At 66.4% G+C, this 17,557-nt stretch carries 15 protein-coding genes; 6 read left to right on the top strand and 9 right to left on the bottom strand.

What is annotated here, in order from left to right:
- Positions 1-6 precede the first annotated feature (6 nt).
- Entirely contained in the window at positions 7-1,107 is a 1,101-nt protein-coding gene (locus NJH59_RS13900) for an efflux RND transporter periplasmic adaptor subunit (RefSeq protein ID WP_043863233.1), read from the bottom strand.
- A 280-nt stretch (positions 1,108-1,387) separates the two neighbouring features.
- On the opposite strand from NJH59_RS13900, the gene NJH59_RS13895 reads away from it, so the two are divergent.
- Entirely contained in the window at positions 1,388-2,023 is a 636-nt protein-coding gene (locus NJH59_RS13895; RefSeq protein WP_104571833.1) for a TetR/AcrR family transcriptional regulator, read from the top strand.
- Here NJH59_RS13895 and NJH59_RS13890 read toward each other — a convergent pair whose 3' ends face one another.
- Positions 2,024-2,803, bottom strand: coding sequence for a class I SAM-dependent methyltransferase (locus NJH59_RS13890; protein ID WP_043863231.1), 780 nt, complete (start codon positions 2,801-2,803; stop codon positions 2,024-2,026).
- Between the two features lie 99 nt (positions 2,804-2,902).
- Between NJH59_RS13890 and NJH59_RS13885 the strand changes: the two genes are divergently transcribed.
- On the top strand, positions 2,903-3,523 hold the full coding sequence (locus NJH59_RS13885) for a hypothetical protein (RefSeq protein ID WP_058541478.1): 621 nt from the start codon (positions 2,903-2,905) through the stop codon (positions 3,521-3,523).
- On the opposite strand, the gene NJH59_RS13880 is transcribed toward NJH59_RS13885, so the two are convergent.
- The 7 genes from NJH59_RS13880 to ppc form a co-directional block, all read right to left on the bottom strand.
- The gene (locus NJH59_RS13880) at positions 3,520-4,209 is read right to left on the bottom strand and encodes an extensin family protein (protein ID WP_058541477.1); all 690 of its coding nucleotides are present in this window, start codon (positions 4,207-4,209) and stop codon (positions 3,520-3,522) included. The genes NJH59_RS13885 and NJH59_RS13880 overlap by 4 nt on opposite strands.
- 6 nt (positions 4,210-4,215) lie before the next feature.
- Positions 4,216-5,046 carry an oxaloacetate decarboxylase gene (locus NJH59_RS13875; protein ID WP_043863228.1) on the bottom strand — a complete coding sequence of 277 codons (831 nt, stop codon included), beginning with the start codon at positions 5,044-5,046 and terminating at the stop codon, positions 4,216-4,218.
- Between the two features lie 33 nt (positions 5,047-5,079).
- Positions 5,080-5,943, bottom strand: a complete 864-nt coding sequence (locus tag NJH59_RS13870; RefSeq protein ID WP_104571835.1) for a DUF72 domain-containing protein — start codon at positions 5,941-5,943, stop codon at positions 5,080-5,082.
- A gap of 3 nt (positions 5,944-5,946) precedes the next feature.
- Positions 5,947-6,240 (bottom strand): hypothetical protein, encoded by a 294-nt coding sequence (locus NJH59_RS13865; RefSeq protein ID WP_043863226.1) that lies wholly within the window; start codon positions 6,238-6,240, stop codon positions 5,947-5,949.
- 127 nt (positions 6,241-6,367) lie between these two features.
- Positions 6,368-7,042 carry a tRNA (adenosine(37)-N6)-threonylcarbamoyltransferase complex dimerization subunit type 1 TsaB gene (gene tsaB, locus NJH59_RS13860; RefSeq protein WP_043863225.1) on the bottom strand — a complete coding sequence of 225 codons (675 nt, stop codon included), beginning with the start codon at positions 7,040-7,042 and terminating at the stop codon, positions 6,368-6,370.
- Positions 7,043-7,130: 88 nt separating this feature from the next.
- On the bottom strand, positions 7,131-7,781 hold the full coding sequence (gene adk / locus NJH59_RS13855) for an adenylate kinase (RefSeq protein WP_043863224.1): 651 nt from the start codon (positions 7,779-7,781) through the stop codon (positions 7,131-7,133).
- Between the two features lie 267 nt (positions 7,782-8,048).
- Entirely contained in the window at positions 8,049-10,676 is a 2,628-nt protein-coding gene (ppc, locus tag NJH59_RS13850) for a phosphoenolpyruvate carboxylase (protein WP_043863223.1), read from the bottom strand.
- Between the two features lie 144 nt (positions 10,677-10,820).
- On the opposite strand from ppc, the gene NJH59_RS13845 reads away from it, so the two are divergent.
- The 4 genes from NJH59_RS13845 to NJH59_RS13830 all read left to right on the top strand — a co-directional run bounded on the left by NJH59_RS13845 (position 10,821) and on the right by NJH59_RS13830 (position 17,512).
- Positions 10,821-11,165, top strand: coding sequence for a pilin assembly protein (locus NJH59_RS13845; RefSeq protein ID WP_253086893.1), 345 nt, complete (start codon positions 10,821-10,823; stop codon positions 11,163-11,165).
- A 373-nt stretch (positions 11,166-11,538) separates the two neighbouring features.
- On the top strand, positions 11,539-11,952 hold the full coding sequence (locus tag NJH59_RS13840; RefSeq protein WP_043863221.1) for a DUF4398 domain-containing protein: 414 nt from the start codon (positions 11,539-11,541) through the stop codon (positions 11,950-11,952).
- A 52-nt stretch (positions 11,953-12,004) separates the two neighbouring features.
- Positions 12,005-12,793 carry an OmpA family protein gene (locus NJH59_RS13835; RefSeq protein ID WP_043863220.1) on the top strand — a complete coding sequence of 263 codons (789 nt, stop codon included), beginning with the start codon at positions 12,005-12,007 and terminating at the stop codon, positions 12,791-12,793.
- Between the two features lie 138 nt (positions 12,794-12,931).
- Complete coding sequence (locus tag NJH59_RS13830) at positions 12,932-17,512, top strand: protein phosphatase 1 regulatory subunit 42 (RefSeq protein ID WP_253086892.1); 4,581 nt, start codon at positions 12,932-12,934, stop codon at positions 17,510-17,512.
- The last annotated feature ends 45 nt before the right edge of the window (positions 17,513-17,557 follow it).

Below are 17,557 nucleotides of genomic sequence, written 5' to 3'. Positions count from 1 at the left end.
CGGGACTTACTCCTTGGCCGCCAGATTCACCACGCGATTGGACCGGTCCACCGGTCGTATCTGCTGCCCTTCGTGCAGCACATGGCCGCCAGCCGCCACCACCCAATCGGTGGGCTTGAGGCCTTCGAGCACCGGCACGCTGGCCTGGCCGTAGGCGCCAACCCGCACCACGGTGCGCTTGAGCGTATTGTCAGGCTCCACCCGCCACACGTAGGTCTGGCCGTTCTCGGCGCTCAGGGCCGACAGCGGCACCGCCAGCGGCACCTGCTCGGCGTGCTGGATGAACACCCGTGCGCTCTGCCCCAGTTCTGCGGGCACCTTGCCGGCCGCGAACGCGATGCGCGCAGCGAAGGTACGTGACCGCGGGTCGGCGGCCGGCGACAGCTCGCGGATGCGACCCTCGAAGCGCGTATCCGGTTGCGACCACAGCTCCACCGACACCGGCTGGCCGACCTTGAAGCGGCCGAAGTTCTGCTCCGGCAGGCTGATCAGCACCTCGCGCTCGCCATCGGCGGCCAGGGTGAACACGGTCTGCCCGGCAGCCACCACCTGGCCCACCTCGACCTGACGCTTGGCCACCACCCCGTCCTGTGGCGCGCGCAGCACCGAATAGCCGGCCTGGTTGCCGGCCACATCGAATTCGGCGCGCACCTGGTTGGCCCGCGCCAGGCCTGCGCGGTACAGGTTTTCGGCGTTGTCGAACTGCGAGCGGCTGACCATCTGGCGTTCCAGCAGGGTCTGGTAGCGGTCGCGCTCGGCCTTGACCAGGCTCAGGTTGGCCTGGGCCGCTGCCATCTGCGCGCGGCTGGCCTCCAGCTGCAGGCGCACGTCCTGCGGGTCGAGCTCGGCCAATGGCTGGTCGGCCTTGACCCGCTGGCCCTCCTCCACCAGGCGCTTGCTGACCTTGCCGGGAATACGAAACGCCAACTCCGGCTCGAGCCGGGCGCGCACTTCGCCGGGGTAGCTGTCGACCGCCGCCGTGGACAGCTGCGGCTGCACCACCATGGCCGGGCGCAGGGTGCTTGGCGGGGGACTCTCCTGCCCGCAGCCGCTCAGCAGCAAGGCAAGGGTAAGCGGGAATGCAAGGGGCAAGGCATGGCGCAACATGATCGAGAACCTTCCGTGAGTAGCGCATCTAATATTTATACCGGCGGGTATAGTAAATCAGCGCAACGGCGCCGGGAAGCGATTGTCGGACAGAAATTTCAGGGTCGTCGCACGCACCGAACTGACACCTGGACCTGCCGCTTGGGCCCTCCGTGGAGCCGAAAAAGCCACCTCCACCCGCCATCACTGGCGCTGATAGGCGTTCAAAGCGCAGATTGCAGCCCCCAGGCGGCGACCACGGTGTACCCTGTACCCCTTAACGAACCTGTACGTGTCATTCATGCCAAACGAAACCAGCGCCACCAACGGCCCCGGCCGGCCCAAGGACCTCGCCAAGCGCCAGGCCATCCTCGAGGCGGCCAAAGCCCTGTTTCTCACCCACGGTTACGCCAACACCAGCATGGATGCGGTCGCGAATGCGGCAGGGGTTTCGAAACTGACGGTCTACAGCCACTTCAACGACAAGGAGACACTGTTCTCCTCGGCGATCGTGGCCACCTGCACGGCCCAGTTGCCCGAACTGTTCTTCGAACTGACCGAAGGCACGTCGGTGGAGCAGGTCCTGCTGAACATCGGGCGCGGCTTCCAGGCGCTGATCAACAGCGATCAATCGGTCAAGCTCAGCCGCCTGATCATGGCCCTGGGCACCCAGGACCCCAAGCTCAGCCAGATCTTCTTCGAAGCCGGCCCGTTGCGCGTGCTGCGCGAGATGGAGGCACTGCTGCAGCGCGTCGACCAGCATGGTCTGCTGCGTATCGAGCAGCCGGCCAGGGCGGCCGAGCACTTCTTCTGCCTGCTCAAGGGGGCGCCGAACTATCGCCTGCTGCTCGGCTACTCCCCGGCGCTGGACGCCGAGGCTGCCGAGGCACATGTGCAGGACGTGGTGGCGGTGTTTTTGCGGGCCTACCGCCCCTAGTCAGGGCTTGAGGGCTTTCTTGGGGTAGATGTCGTAGCGGCTCGACTTGCCTTCCAGGCTATGGCTGGGCTTGGGCCCGTCGATGATCGGCGCCTTGCGCGGGCGCTTGACCACCACCCGGTGGCTGGCCAGGGCCAGGGCGGCCTCCAGCAGTGCCGGTGCATCCAGGTCATCGCCCACCAGTGGGCGGAATACGCGCATCTCCTTTTTCACCAGGGCGCTCTTGTCGCGGTGCGGGAACATCGGATCGAGGTAGATCACCTGCGGCGGTTCGCCCTGCCAGTCGCGCATGCGCTCGATGGAGTTGCCTGCCAGCAGCTGCATGCGGGCCACGATGGGGCCCACCTCGGCATCCGCTGCCGCACGCGCCAGGCCATCCTCGAGCAGCGCCGCCACCAACGGCTGGCGCTCGATCAGTTGCATCTGGCAGCCCAGGCTGGCCAGCACGAAGGCGTCCTTGCCCAGCCCTGCCGTGGCATCCAGCACCCGTGGACGCACGCCCTGGGCGATGCCGACCGCCTTGGCGATCATCTGCCCGCTGCCCCCGCCGAACACCCGACGATGGGCCGCCGCGCCCTCGACGAAATCCACCCGCACCGGGCCCGGTGCCTGCGGGCCCAACTGCTGGATCTGCAGGCCGGTCTCGCCCACCTGCACGGCAAAGGCCGCCGACGCATCCTGCAGCGGCAAGCCCAGGCGCACCGCCCAGTGCTCGGCCTGTGCCTGATACTCGGCAGCCAACGCCTCGACCCGGATACCGCCGTCCGCCAGTTGCTCCACCGCTCACCTTCCCCACACAAAAAAATTAAATGATTGCCGGCCTGTGCCGATAACCGCAGTAATCGCTATTTTGCCAGACCCGGACAGCCTTCGACTGCCATGTCAGACATTCTTCAGCTCCCTTCCGGTTATTTGTCGCCCGTCGGCGACTTTGCCCGGCACAACACCCAGACCCTCGGCGGCGTCAGCCACCTGTGGCAGGACTTCTTTGCCCAGGCGTTGGCAGAGCAGCAGGGTGAAGGTGCGCAGGAAGGTCAGCTGGCGGTCCCCGAGGTCGACACCGTCACCGGCGAACCGATTGCCGGCAGCCAGACCCTGGCGCAGATTCACAGCCAGCGCCTGTGCGACGTGCACGACACCATCGTCGCCCCGCCCGAGCCGCTGTTCCTGCCGATTGCCGAATTCGAACTGGACCTGCTGGACAAGCCTGCGCCGCCATTCAGCGCGCTGGAACTGGTGGAGCAGCAGCGCCAGCTGGACATCAGCAACAACTGGGTGCGCCCGGTGGTGATGAGCCAGGGTCATCCGCTGCCGCAGCCAGGCCCGGCGCCGCAACCCTACCCGCTGCACCTGCCGATCGCGGAGCTGGAAGCCAGCCTGCTCGACCCGGCGCCGGAGCCGTTCGACCAGGCCACGCTGCTCAAGCAGCAGTCGGACCTGGAGTTCGACCTCAGCTGGGCCCGTCCGGTGGTACTGAACAACGTGCGCATCGCCGCCTAACGGCAGATCTGCCAGAAGCCCATATCCAGGTGGAAGTGGTTGCGGTGGGCAGCGTTGTAGTCAGGCCCCAGCACCGTGTTGAAACTGTCGCAGCCGCCAGCCTGCACCTCGCGTAGAAACTTCGCCTTCACCCCCTCACCCGGCCAGTCGCGCAGCACCTCGATGCGCTGCCCATCGGCCAGCCTGAACCCGGCGATGTCGAGCGCATTGGCGCTGGCATGCTGGCTGCGCCGCCCTTCCTTGCGCCCGTACACATTGCGACAGGCAAAACTGCCCAGGTGATCGACCTGCACCACCGCCTGGCCGAATGCACGCTGCGCGGCCGGTTGCAGGCCGTGGCGCTCGAACAGCGCGAAGGCCACCGCCACCGGGCAACTGGCCAGAAAACTGCTGCTCAGGCGCACGCCCGAGCCCTGCACCCGCACCACGTTGTGCAGCGGGCAGGCCACATCTGGCGCGCTGTCGGCCTGCTTGCTGTAGCGCAGCGTCGAGGTGGCCAGGGCCTGTTCGCAAAGCCTGGGGTCATCCTGCAGGCGGCTCAGCTTGTAGGGGGTCAGCAGGTTCGGTGGCGCCTTGACGTCCAGCACCGCCCACGGGTTCCAGGCAGCCGGCAGGCGCCAGCCCTGTTGCCAGGCCACCAGCCCCGCCGCCATCGCTATCACCAGGAAAATGCCCACTCCCCGCATGGACGATCAGCGCCTGAACAACTGGTTGAGCTGGTCGAACGGCAGCGCCTGCTCGGCATAGTCGAAGCGGCCCTGCTGCTGGATCCGTTCGGCGGCGTGGAAGAACGCGCCGTAGGCCGCACGCGCCAGCGACGAGCCGACGCTGATGCGCTTGACCCCGAGCGCCTGCAGGTCGCTTACGCTCAGGTCCACCCCGCTCAGCCCCATCAGCACGTTGACCGGCCTGGGCGCCACGGCCTGCACCACCTGGCGAATCTCCTCGGCGCTGCGCAAGCCCGGCGCGTACAGCACATCGGCACCGGCCTCGGCAAAGGCCTGCAGGCGCTTGATGGTGTCGTCCAGGTCCAGGCGCCCGTGCAGCAGGTTTTCGGCGCGGGCACACAGGGTGAACGGAAACTCCAGGCTGCGCGCCGCCGCAACGGCTGCCTCGACGCGCTCCACTGCCTGATGAAAGCCATAGATCGGCTCTTGCGGGTTGCCGCTGGCATCCTCGATGGAGCCGCCTACAAGCCCCACAGCGGCGGCCTGCAGGATGGCCTCGGCGCAGCCCTTGGGCGTATCGCTGAAGCCGTTCTCGAGGTCTGCAGCCACCGGCAGAGCGGTGGCATCGACGATGCTGCGCGCGTTGCCCAGGGTTTCCTCCAGGCTCATGGCGCCTTCGGCATCGGGGCGCCCCAGCGAGAACGCCAGGCCGGCGCTGGTGGTGGCCAGCGCCTCGAAGCCGAGGCTGGCCAGCAGCTTGGCCGAGCCTGCATCCCAGGGGTTGGGGATGACAAAGGCGCCATCACGTTCATGCAGCGCCTTGAAGGCTTCGGCACGCAGGGTTTGCACATCCATGATCACAACTCCAGAGCAGGCGGTACGGGGCGGTCAGAGCAGGCCAAGCTGCTCGGCTGCGGGCGCCCTGTGCAGTTCAGGCAAGGCCGGCAAGCCGGGCAGGCGCTCCATCAGGCCCTGATGAAAACGCTGCGCCAGCGCGGCTGCCAGGCGGTTGTCGGCAGTATGCAGGAAAACGTACGGGGTGCGCCCCTCCTCGATCCAGGCCGCGACCTTGTCCAGCCACGGCAGCAGAAACGGCTCGTTGGCCGCCAGTTCCGGGTGGCCGATGAAGCGCACCTGCGGGCTCTGGCTGAAGGCGGCAGGGCGTGGCGGCACCCGCGGTTTCTTGGACTGGGCATGCAGCACGCCCGGATCGCGCGAGGTGCAACTGAACAGGGCACGCGGGTCCAGGCAGATGCGTTCGACGCCGCGATCGAGCAACAGCCGATTGAGCAAACGTTCCTCCTCACCCTTGGCGAAGAAGGCCTTGTTGCGCACCTCCACCGCCAGCGGCACGTCCACCTCGTCGATAAATGCCACCAGCTCGCCCAGGCGTGCCGGACCGAAGCTGGCAGGCAGCTGCAACCAGTAGGGCGCCACACGGGCGCCCAGCGGCTTGAGCAGGTTGATGAAGGTTTGCGCGGCCACGCATTGCTGACGCAGGTCGTCTGCATGACTGATGTCGCCGGGGAACTTGGCGGTGAAGCGAAAGTGCGCGGGCATGATCTGCGCCCAGCGTTCCAGGGTGGCGGGCGCGGGGCGCGCATAGAAGGTGGTGTTGCCCTCCACCGCATTGAACACCTGGCAGTAGAGGCCGAGAAAGTCGCTGGGTCTGGCGTCGGCGGGGTACAGGTACTCGCGCCAGGCGTTTTCACTCCAGGACGGGCAACCGAGAAAGTAAGGTAAAGGCGTCATGCCTCAAATGTACAGGTCCAACCCCAGCACTTCCATCTCCCAGTCCACGAAGCCGGCAGTGGTCAGGTAGCTGGCCAGGGCCTGGGCGGTGCGCTTGTTGCGCGCCCGCGGGAAGATCATGTCCTGCTGGCGCACCGGCAGGCCGCTGCGGCTGGCGCCGCCTGCAGCACCTGATGGTGACGGCTGCGCCTCGAACTCGCCCGGCAGGTCTTCGTCCACGTCCTCTTCGCGCACCGGCGGCTTGCGCAGCGGGCGCTTGATCGGATAGGACTGGGAAGAGAAGCCGTCGACACGCATGAACGATTACTCAGGAGCAATGATGGCAATTTAGCGGCACCTGAGAGACTTCGCAAATGCCCGACTGATAACTGGACCACATATCGAGCAAAAGGTTTATGCGCAACGGCGATAGACGACCAGCGGTTTACCGCGCCTTGGGCGTGGCCACCTTGTCGCGCAGGTACACCGGTTGGGCGAGATCGGGCGCAATACCTTCGCCCCGGTCCCAGGCGAACCGCGCCAGGGTCAGCAGGTCGAGGGCGTGGGGCAGCATGCCGGCGTCCTGGCCACTGACGGCCACCGGCAGGCGCTCGGCGTAGCCCCAGCCGGTACCGGCACCGAACCAGTCGCCGGCCGCGCCCGGCGGCAGGCTGACCTGTTCGGGGGCCAGCACCGCCTCGCTGCCCAGCAGGCGCATTTCGCCGGCCTGCTGCTGGTAGCAGCCCCAGTACACCTCGTCCATGCGCGCATCGATCGCCGCCGCCACCTGCTCGGCGCCGTGCTCGCGCAACGCGCGCTGGGCCAGCAGCGCCAGGTTGGACACCGGCAGCACCGGACGCTCGAGGGCGAACGCCAGGCCCTGCACCACGCCGATGGCGATCCGCACCCCGGTAAAGGCGCCGGGGCCGCGGCCGAAGGCAATCGCATCGACGGCCGACAGGGCGATGCCCGCTTCGGCCAGCATCGTCTGGATCATCGGCAGCAGCTTCTGCGCATGCAGGCGCGGGATCACCTCATAGTGGCTGAGCACCTTGCCGTCATGCAGCAAGGCAACGGAGCAGGCTTCAGTGGCGGTATCCAGGGCCAGCAAGGTGGTCATCGGGGGTTCCAGGGGGCAAGAAAAAAGAACGGCATTATAAACAACAACGGCCCGCAAGCGGGCCGTTGTGTGCACATCCGAGCGGTGATCAGCTCAGAGCGGCCAGCACCTTGGCGGTGATGGCATCGACCGAGCCCACGCCTTCGATGTGGCTGTACTTGGGCTTGCCACCGTTGGCAGCCGACAGCTTCTGGTAGAAGTCCACCAGTGGCTTGGTCTGCTCGTGGTAGACCGACAGGCGATGACGCACGGTTTCTTCGGTGTCGTCCTTGCGCTGGATCAGCGGCTCGCCGGTCTCGTCGTCCTTGCCTTCAACCTTCGGCGGGTTGTAGACCACGTGGTACACGCGACCCGAACCTTCGTGCACGCGGCGGCCGGCGATACGCTGGACGATCTCTTCGTCGGCAACGGCGATCTCGACCACGGCATCCAGCTCGACGCCGGCGCTCACCAGGGCTTCAGCCTGGGGAATGGTGCGCGGGAAACCGTCGAACAGGAAACCCTTGGCGCAGTCGGCCTGAGCGATGCGGTCCTTGACCAGGTTGATGATCAGCTCGTCGGACACCAGCTTGCCGGCGTCCATGATCGCCTTGGCTTCCAGACCCAGCGGGGTGCCGGCCTTGACCGCGGCACGCAGCATGTCGCCGGTGGAAATCTGGGGAATACCGAACTTCTCGGTGATGAACTTTGCCTGAGTACCTTTACCGGCCCCGGGAGCTCCCAGCAGAATTACGCGCATCTTGTGCTCCTCAATTTTTTATAAGCAAATCAATGGATTCGCCACTCAGGGCCAATCCCAAGAATCGGGTGATGACCGCAAATCGGTCAAAAGGCTGCTCAAGATACACAGCGCACCCGGACCACACAAGCGGTCGAAAGTCGGAAAAAAATACTGCGTGAGGCCCGTTCGTGCCCGGGTTGCGCCCGGCGCAACCGGGGGCGAAACCGCTTCGCCCGGGTGCTCGGGGCGCGCGCCGGGCACTGGCGCGCCACCCCTGCCCCGCCCTCAACCGGTGTTGCGCAGACCTGCCGCAATACCCGCCACAGTCACCAGCAGCGCCTGTTCCAAGGGGCTGTCCAGAGCGGCTTCGCGTGCGCGCGAGCGTGCCAGCAGCTCGGCCTGCAATAGATGCAGCGGGTCCAGATAGGTGTTGCGCAGACGGATGAATTCCAGGGTGTCAGGGCTGTGCGCCAGTAGCACCGGCTGCCCCGTGAGACCCAGCACCACCTGGCACGCCTGCGACAATAGGTCGCGCAGATGGGCACCCAAAGGTCGCAGTTGCGGTTGCACCAGACGTTCGTCGTAGAAGCGCGCGATGTCGGCGTCGGCCTTGGCCAGCACCATCTCGAGCATGTCGATGCGGGTGCGGAAGAACGGCCACTGTTCGCGCATCTCGGCCAGCAGTTCGCCCTGGCCACGGGCCAGCGCATTGTTCAGCGCCGCCTCCCAGCCCAGCCAGGCGGGCAGCATCAGGCGCGTCTGGGTCCAGCCGAAGATCCACGGGATCGCCCGCAGGCTCTCGATGCCGCCCGCGCGCCGCTTGGCCGGGCGACTGCCCAGTGGCAGGCGGCCGAGTTCCTGTTCCGGGGTGGACTGACGGAAGTACTCGACGAACTCGGGGTTGTCGCGCACCACGCCACGGTAGGCCTTCACGCCGTCGGCGGCCAGCTGGTCCATCAGTTCGCGCCAGGCCGGTTGCGGCGGCGGTGGCGGCAGCAGGGTCGCCTCCAGCACCGCAGCCAGGTACAGGTTGAGGTTCTGCTCGGCGATGTCCGGCAGGCCGAACTTGAAGCGGATCATCTCGCCCTGCTCGGTGGTACGGAAGCGCCCCGCCACCGAGCCCGGCGGCTGCGACAGGATCGCCGCATGCGCCGGGCCGCCACCACGCCCCACGGTGCCGCCGCGACCGTGGAACAGCAGCAGTTCGACCTGTTCTTCACGGCAGATGCGCACCAGGGTTTCCTGGGCACGATACTGCGCCCAGGCCGCCGCGGTGGTGCCGGCATCCTTGGCCGAATCGGAATAGCCGATCATCACCTCCTGCGGCCCGTGCAGGCTGGCGCGATAGCCCGGCAGGCCGAGCAGGCGCTCCATCACCGGGCCGGCGTTGTCCAGGTCGGCCAGGGTTTCGAACAGCGGCACCACGCGCATCGGCCGGCGCACGCCGGCTTCCTTGAGCAGCAGTTGCACGGCCAGCACGTCGGAAGCGGCGCCGGCCATCGAGATCACGTAGGAGCCCAGCGAAGCGGCAGGTGCGGCGGCCACCTCGCGGCAGGTGGCGAGCACCTCGGCGGTATCGGCCTGGGGCTTGAAGTCGCCAGGCAGCAGCGGCCGGCGGTTGCTCAGCTCCTGCTGCAGGAAACGGATACGCGCGTCTTCATCCCAGTCGGCGTAGCGCCCCAGGCCCAGGTACTCGGTGATCTCGCTGAGTGCGTCGGCGTGCCGGGCGGCGTCCTGGCGCACGTCCAGGCGCACCAGAAACAGCCCGAAGGTAACGGCCCTGCGCAGGCAGTCGAGCAGCGGGCCATCGGCGATCACGCCCATGCCGCACGCGTGCAGCGATTCGAAGCACAGCAGCAGCGGCTCGAACAGGTCGCGGTTGTCGTGCAGTACCTCGGCGGGGGCCGGCTGCGGGCTGGCCAGCGAGCTCTGGGCCCAGGCCCGCGTCACCCGCAGGCGATCACGCAGTTGCTTGAGCAGGGTGCGGTAAGGCTCGGCCGAATCACCGACCTTGGCACGCAACGCCTCGCTGGCCTGCTGCATCGAAAGTTCGGCGGCCAACGAATCGATGTCGCGCAAAAACAGGTCGGCGGCCATCCAGCGCGCCAGCAGCAGTACTTCGCGGGTGACCTTGGCGGTGACATTGGGGTTGCCGTCACGGTCGCCGCCCATCCACGAGGCGAAGCGGATCGGCGCAGCCTCCAGCGGCAGGCGCAGGCCGGTGGCCTCGTGCAGCGCCTTGTCAGCCTTGCGCAGGTGATGCGGGATGGCGTGCCAGAGCGAGTGCTCGATCACCGCGAAGCCCCATTTGGCTTCGTCCACCGGGGTCGGCCGGGTACGGCGGATCTCTTCGGTGTGCCAGGCCTCGGCGATCAGCCGTTGCAGACGCTGGCGCACCTGGTCGCGTTCGGCGGGGGTCAGGTCGCGGTGATCCTGGGCGGCCAGTTGCGCGGCGATGGCATCGTACTTCTGGATCAGCGTACGGCGCGCGACTTCGGTCGGGTGGGCGGTCAGCACCAGTTCGATGCTGAGCTTGCCCAACTGGCGAGCCAGGGCGTCGTCGCTGTGCCCGGCGGCCTTGAGCCGGGCCAGCAGCTCGGGCAGCACGCGCGACTCGAACGGCGCGGGCTGGTCGGCATCACGACGGCGAATCAGCTGGTACTGCTCGGCGATGTTGGCCAGGTTGAGGAACTGGTTGAAGGCCCGCGCCACCGGCAGCAGTTCGTCTTCGGCAAGGTCGTTCAGGGTCGAACTCAGCTGCTCGGCACTGCCGCTGCGGTCGGCCTTGGCGCTGCGACGTATGTCTTCGATCTTTTGCAGAAAGGCTTCGCCGTACTGCTCGCGCACGGTGTCGCCCAACAACTCGCCCAACAGGTGAACATCTTCTCGCAAGCGCACATCGATATCGGTCATCAGCCTTGCCTCCGCATCCTGGGAAAACAGCTCTGGGTCCAGAGTGCCCCGTCGAGGTTGGGCTTTCAAGCCGGGTGGGCGATGCAACCAAACTATGTGCGGTGGCGATGCTCTAACGAACACATCCACCTGTGGGAGGCCACCATGAAGATCCGTGATTTAGCCGAGCATTGGGAACACAGCGCCAAGGGCCCGTTGAGCGCCACCGACCACGTCCTGCACCTGGACGTCGAAGCGGCGGCGCGCCTGGCGGCGCTGAGCGAAATGTACCCCAAGCGCCGGCCCGAAGAGTTGCTGGGCGAATTGCTCGGCGCGGCGCTGGAGGAGCTTGAGGCGAGCTTTCCGTATGTGAAGGGCCAGCAGGTGATCGCCACCGACGAGGAAGACAATCCGCTCTACGAAGACGTCGGCCCCACCCCTCGCTTTCTGGCGTTGTCACGCCGTTACCTGCGCGACATGAGTGAGCGCAAGGACGGGCCGGCGCATTAGTGATCCGCTGGCCGACTGCGGGCTGCGCTGTGGAGCGCCACAGCCCGCATAACTCTGCGATGGGCCGTGCAGCCGCCTCGAGAACCCCGCATTCAAGGCCCTTTGATGGCCCGAACCACAAACTCCGTCTATACCCATACAGGCACGCGTACTACGCACGCGCTGCAAAGTTCCCCCGAAAACCTACTGACCGATCAGTCAGATAAAAACACGATAAGGCGAGACTTTTTTCTGAACTATTCAAAAAACGCTTCGGTCACAGCCAATAGCCATTACGGCAAAACCCCTAAGCTACGGGCATATCGTGTTCCCCAGGCTGACGGGCCATGCCGATGGATTGTTACGGAATTCGTTGTTCATCAGGAGTGATCCAATGGAGTTGACCACCATGAAGACCCGCACCGAAAAAACCTCCTTCACCCAACTGCGCGGGCTCAAGCTGGCTGCGCTGGCATTGGGCAGCAGCCTGGTTCTGGCCGGCTGCGCAGGCAATCCGCCAACCGAGCAGTACGCCGTAACGCAGTCAGCGGTGAACTCCGCCGTCAGCGCGGGCGGTACCGAGTTCGCGGCGGTGGAAATGAAGGCGGCTCAGGACAAGCTCAAACAAGCTGAAATCGCCATGCATGACAAGAAGTACGACGAGGCCAAGCGCCTGGCCGAACAGGCCGAATGGGACGCTCGCGTCGCCGAGCGCAAAGCCCAGGCGGCCAAGGCCGAAAAAGCGGTGCAGGACGCCAACCAGGGCGTGCAGGACCTGCGTGAGGAAGGCATGCGCAGCGTGCAGTAAGCCGCTCGCCTCACCGACCCATGCATTCGTAATCGATAAAGGATGACCCACTATGCGTAAACACGTGATGATCCCCGCCCTTCTGGCCTTGAGCGTTGGTCTGGCTGCCTGCTCCACGCCGCCTAACCCGAACCTGGAATCCGCCCGGACCAACTTCTCCGCCCTGCAGAGCAACCCGCAGGCGAGCAAGGTCGCGGCGCTGGAAACCAAGGACGCGCAAGACTGGCTGAACAAGGCCGACCAAGCCTACATGAACAAGGAAGACGAGAAGAAAGTCGACCAGCTCGCCTACCTGACCAACCAGCGCGTGGAAGTGGCCAAGCAGACCATCGCCCTGCGTGACGCCGAAAACAACCTGAAAAGCGCTGCCGCCAAACGCGCCCAGGCTCGCCTGGATGCCCGTGATGCGCAAATCAAGCAGTTGCAGAACAGCCTCAACGCCAAGCAGACCGAACGCGGCACCCTGGTGACCTTCGGCGACGTGCTGTTCGACTTCGACAAGGCCAACCTGAAAAGCAGCGCCCTGCCGAACATCACCACCCTGGCGCAGTTCCTCCAGGAAAACCCTGACCGCAAGGTGATCGTCGAGGGCTACACCGATAGCAAGGGCTCTGCCAGCTACAACCAGTCGCTGTCCGAGCGTCGCGCCAACGCGGTTCGCACCGCACTGGTACGTGCCGGCGTAGACCCATCGCGCATCGTGGCCCAGGGCTACGGCAAGGAATTCCCGGTGGCTGACAACTCCAGCAACTCGGGCCGTGCGCAGAACCGTCGCGTGGAGGTCACCATCTCCAACGACAACCAGCCGGTAGCGCCACGCTCGGTAAGCAAAGCCTACTGACAGGCTGAGCAACCCGCAGAATCCCGCCTGTTACAGGGCGGGATTTTTTTTGCCTGCCCCTTGCGCAAATAACTACCACCGCCACCTGCCGGGCCTCTGGATCAATGCCACATTCCCCCTCCACAAGGACTGTGCACCATGCCCACTTCCAACACCGACGCGCGGGTGCGTCAATTCGATACCCTGTTCTCGCCGCTCGAAACCCAGGAGCAACCGGCCTGGCTGCAGCAGGCCAGCCCCGAGCAACGACGCCAGCTGCACCAGTACCAGGTACTGGGCCGGCTGGCCCGACGGCGGGCAACGCAGGCATTCGCGCAGGTTCAGAGCCTGTACACCTACAACCTTCTGGACCTGTCTGCGAAGGACTTCGCCACCGTCACCGCACAGGTGTTCCATCGCGTGCAGCAGCGCAGGAGCCTGGACGAGGTCTACCTGACCTACCTGCAGGCCATGCTCCAGCGCCGTACGCTGCTTGACGCCAAGCAGGATGCCTACCTGGCGACCCTGCGCGAGGAATACAGCATCGCGCACATCCGGGGCCACCTGGGCAGGCAAGGCAGGCAGTTGCTCGAGTGGATCATCGGCGCCTATCCGGACGGTTCGGTGGAGTTCCCGCAACAGGGCCCGTACTTCGGCCCGGATGTAACGGTGTGCGCATCGCTCAGGCTGTTCGACGACCTGCTGGTGCCCGGCATCCTTCTGCTCGGCCCGCCGGTGGACGATGCCCCGTGCGTCGCGTACATGCCGGGCCACACGCAGCACCCGCTGAAGCAGTACCCCTCGCGCACGCACTTTTTTGCCAGCCTGCGCGGCGCGCTGGCGAGCACCGCCTTCCAGCAGTACTTTCTGCGCTTCATCCCCCTGCGTCACCAGCAGCGGGTGGTGAGCAGTTGGCAGGCCAGCGACGCGATGCTGGACCTGCCGATGGACACCAGCGCCCTGGACCAGGGGCTGCGCTGGTTCGTGCAGAAGCACATGATCGAGCGCCTGCTCGACGATGCGCGCCTGCTGATCCCGACCACACCGCAGCAGGCCGACAGCCTGAACACCCTGTGCACCCCGTTCGCCAGCGCCCTCGAAGCGCATCTGCTGATCGGCGCCGGCGCGGGCCTGTGCTGCACCGAGGAAGACGAAGGCCAGGCACCTTCGCAGTGGGTCACACCGCTGCGTGTGATCAAGCCGGCACCCGCCGACTATCGGCGCTGGCTACCCGACCTGAGCAGTTACCGCCTTGACGCCGCCAGCTCCCCGACCGGGCAACCCGATGCCATGGGGCTCTACACCCAGGGCGCGCACAAGGCGATCATGATCAACCAGGCGTTCTACCGGGTGGAGCAGGCCCCCGAGGGCCACTGGCAGATACGCCACCCCACCGACAAGGATGCCTACTGCCCGCCTCTGTACCACAACGGTGCCGGAGCCTGGCACCATCGCCACGAGCAGCCCCAGCGCTGGGAACGCCTGTCGCTGCTGCGTCGCATGGGGCCGCTCGCGGCCGGCTTCGACGATGCGCGCCTGCTGGAGCTGGGTCGCGTCAGCGGGGCTGACAATTCAAGCCTGCGCCAGATGTACCTGCGCGACCGACCCGCGCCCGCGCTGCTGGTGCATGTGCTGCAGCGGGCACGCATTCAGGACCAGGTAGCGCGCAGCATGGCCCTGATCGCCCAGGGGCTGGCGGTACCCGAAATCGATGATGTGCCCCAGCTGCAGGCCTTCTACCGGGCCGTGGCCGTCTATCTGGGCAAGGAACCGGCATCGAGGCGAACCCGTCGCAGCGGCGATTCGACCCCGCCCCCCGGCGACACCGCCACCCCCTGCACCACTGGCTGCAACCCGCCGCCGGCCGACCTGTACGATGCCTGGTCACCTCGGCTCAATCGGGCGATCGCCTTGCACCGCTTCGAACTGGCACAACTGGATACCGATCATGCGGTGCTGGAGCTCCAGCAACGCTATCCGAACCTGCCACTGAGTGTCGCGCAACGACTGCTGGACGAAAACCGCCAGCGCATCTATGCCCCGCTGCAGGCGACCCCGCCGCTGCCCCTGCCTCTGGACGTGGCCGAGCAGGCGCGTGCCCTCGACCATGACGCGCGCCTGAGCAATGCCCTGGAGGGCTTTACCCAGCCGGCCTCGATCAACCAGGACACCTTCATCCTGGCCGTGCGCCTGCTCGAACACCTGGACCACTGGCCGGCCGGTACCGCGCTGCTGTTGCGCAGCGGCGCACGGTTCGGCACCCCGCTTGCAGCGCTGGGCCAGACCGATGTCGATACCACCTCGGTGTACCTGGATGAAGACGAGGGCTGGCACGCAATCAGCGCGACCCAGGTGCTGCTGGCCCAGGACACCAGCGAGTTCGGGTTCTACCGCGCATTGCTGCATGCACTGGGCGAGTCGCGCAGCACCCGCCTGGGCTTCGGACTCAACGAGCCGCAGCGCCTGCACCAGCGCCTGATGGAGATGGCACTGGCGCGCCCCACCCGCGCCCGCCTGCTGCTGGGCCTGCCGGTGCAAAGAAGCTGGTTGACCACCACCGCCAATGCCCCGGCCCAACGCAGTCCCAGCCGTGGCGAGCAGAACATGTTCAATCGCGAACCACTGCATACCCGCCTCGAACGCCTGATCAGCCACCATCGGCTGCCCATTGCGCGCCGCTACGTCAATGCCTACATCGCCCACCTGCTCAGCCAGAACCAGCCCATCGGCGCGCACGTGACGCAGCTGGAACAGGAGCGCCTGCAACTCGATGGCAGCCTGGATCGGTGGGTCGAGCAAAGTGCCGACGCCACGGCCCACGCCGAGCGCACAGAGGTGGCGCAGCAGCTGGTGCGGGCCTGGGAATGCCGCATTCTGCGCCGGCGGGACGAGGTTCGCATCGACAGCCAGCAGGCGTTGCCACCGTTGTCGGTGACGTTGCCGGCAGTGGTGGCGCTGAGGGTCCTGGATACACCGCGCATCGACGGCCTGGCAGCCTTCGTGCAGCACTTTCCGAACCTGCACAGGCTGGAACTGGTCAATCTGCCCCTGACCGAGCTGCCGCAAGATCTGGAGAACCTGCACCGGCTCAGCCACCTGAACCTGTCGCGTACCCGGCTGACCCCGACCCGCCTGGCCGAACTGGGCACCCTGAGCGGCTTGCAGACCCTGATCCTGAACGACATCGACGTGCCCGACTTCAGCTGGACGGCCCAGCACATGACCCGTCTGCTGACCCGCGACTCGCTGCGCATTCTGACCCTGCAGGGCTCGAGCGCGCGCTTCGAACAGGGCGTTTTCGCCGCACTGCAGCAGGCAACGCACCTGCACACCCTGAACCTGGCGCAGAACCTCATCAGCTTGAGCGAACAGGACATCCTCGATCTGGGTGGCCTGCAGCGCCTGGTCAGCCTCGACCTGTCCGCCAACCCGCTTTCACGCATGCCGGACGTGACCCGCCTGCAGGCCCTGGAAGAGCTCGACCTGTCGTACCTGGCCTCGCCCGTCGACCAGTGGCCCACGGGCCTTGAGCGGCTGCCCCGGGTGCACAGCGCCGACCTGCGCGGGCTGGCCATTGCCAGCGTGCCCGAAGGGGCCGGCCTTGTACGCGGCCTGCGCATGGCATACGAGTACCTGCCCGAATCACAGCGCCAGCGGTTCGAGGACGACATGATCGCCACGGGCAACACGCTGCAGGACTCCGATGCATCCAGCGCCGGGAGCTCCGACTCGCAGGGCTCCACCGACGTCGAACCGGCCTCGGTGCGCCACGCCACGGCACTGCGCGACGCACCGCGCCTGTTCGAAGGCATGTCCGCTGACGATCAGGCACGGGCCCGGCAATTGCTCGAAGACAACGGCTCGGCGGTGATCGAGTTCTTCGCCTTGCTGCTGCGCCAGGACCGTCTGCACGCCTTGCCGCCAAGGCACACGGCAATGCGCACGCGAATCCAGGCATTGATCCGGGGGGCTTTCGGCCAGGACCTGCGCAGAACCCTGTATGAGGTGGCACTCGAGGCGGTGAGTTGCATCGACCGCGATGCGGTGGTGTTCTCGCAACTGGAAAACCTGCTGCACGCCGACCTGGCGCTGGCCAGCGTGGGCGATGCTGCAGCCGAGGGCGAACTGATCGACATGGCGATCAGCCATTGGCGCGCACTGCGCCTGCGCGAGCATGTCAGCGCCAACCTGCCGGGCTGGCGCCGCCTGGGGCACCAGATCGACTACAGCGAAATCGAACTGCATTTCAGGATCGCGTTGACCACGCGCCTGGGGCTGCGCGACCAGCCGGCCACCCAGGCCTTCACCGGCTACACCCGCTGGGTTACCCCGGCCATGCTCGATGAAGCCTGCGAGGCCGTGTTGCGCTCCCAGATGAGCCAGTTGCCCGACTACCTCTATGGGCAGGCCTACTGGCAGCGCTACCTGGATTTTGCCGCGTCACCGCAACTGGAGCAGGTCAACCGCTGGCGGGATCGAATCAGCGAATACCTGGACGCCGTCAGCAACGAAGAACTGCCGCCGCCCTTGAGCGAGGATGAACAGGCGCGCCTGCGCGACATCCTGCACCTGAGTGGTCGGCTGGGCCTGCATGAAGCGCTGCCGGACATGCTGTCGCTCAACAGCAGCGAATACCGCGCGGCCTACCAGGCCTTGATGAAACGGGTCGAACAGGCCCGCATGGAACTGACCAGGACCATTCTGCGCGAGCCGCGCCCGGGCCCTTCGTCACGTAGCTGACGCGTGCCCGGTACGCCGCAGGTGTTCACGCGGCGTACCGGGAAC

The organism is Pseudomonas sp. VE 267-6A, assembly GCF_024126555.1.
GTDB lineage: Bacteria > Pseudomonadota > Gammaproteobacteria > Pseudomonadales > Pseudomonadaceae > Aquipseudomonas > Aquipseudomonas palmensis.
The sequence above is the reverse complement of the archived record's forward strand: the minus strand, read 5'-3'. Positions and strand labels throughout refer to the sequence as shown.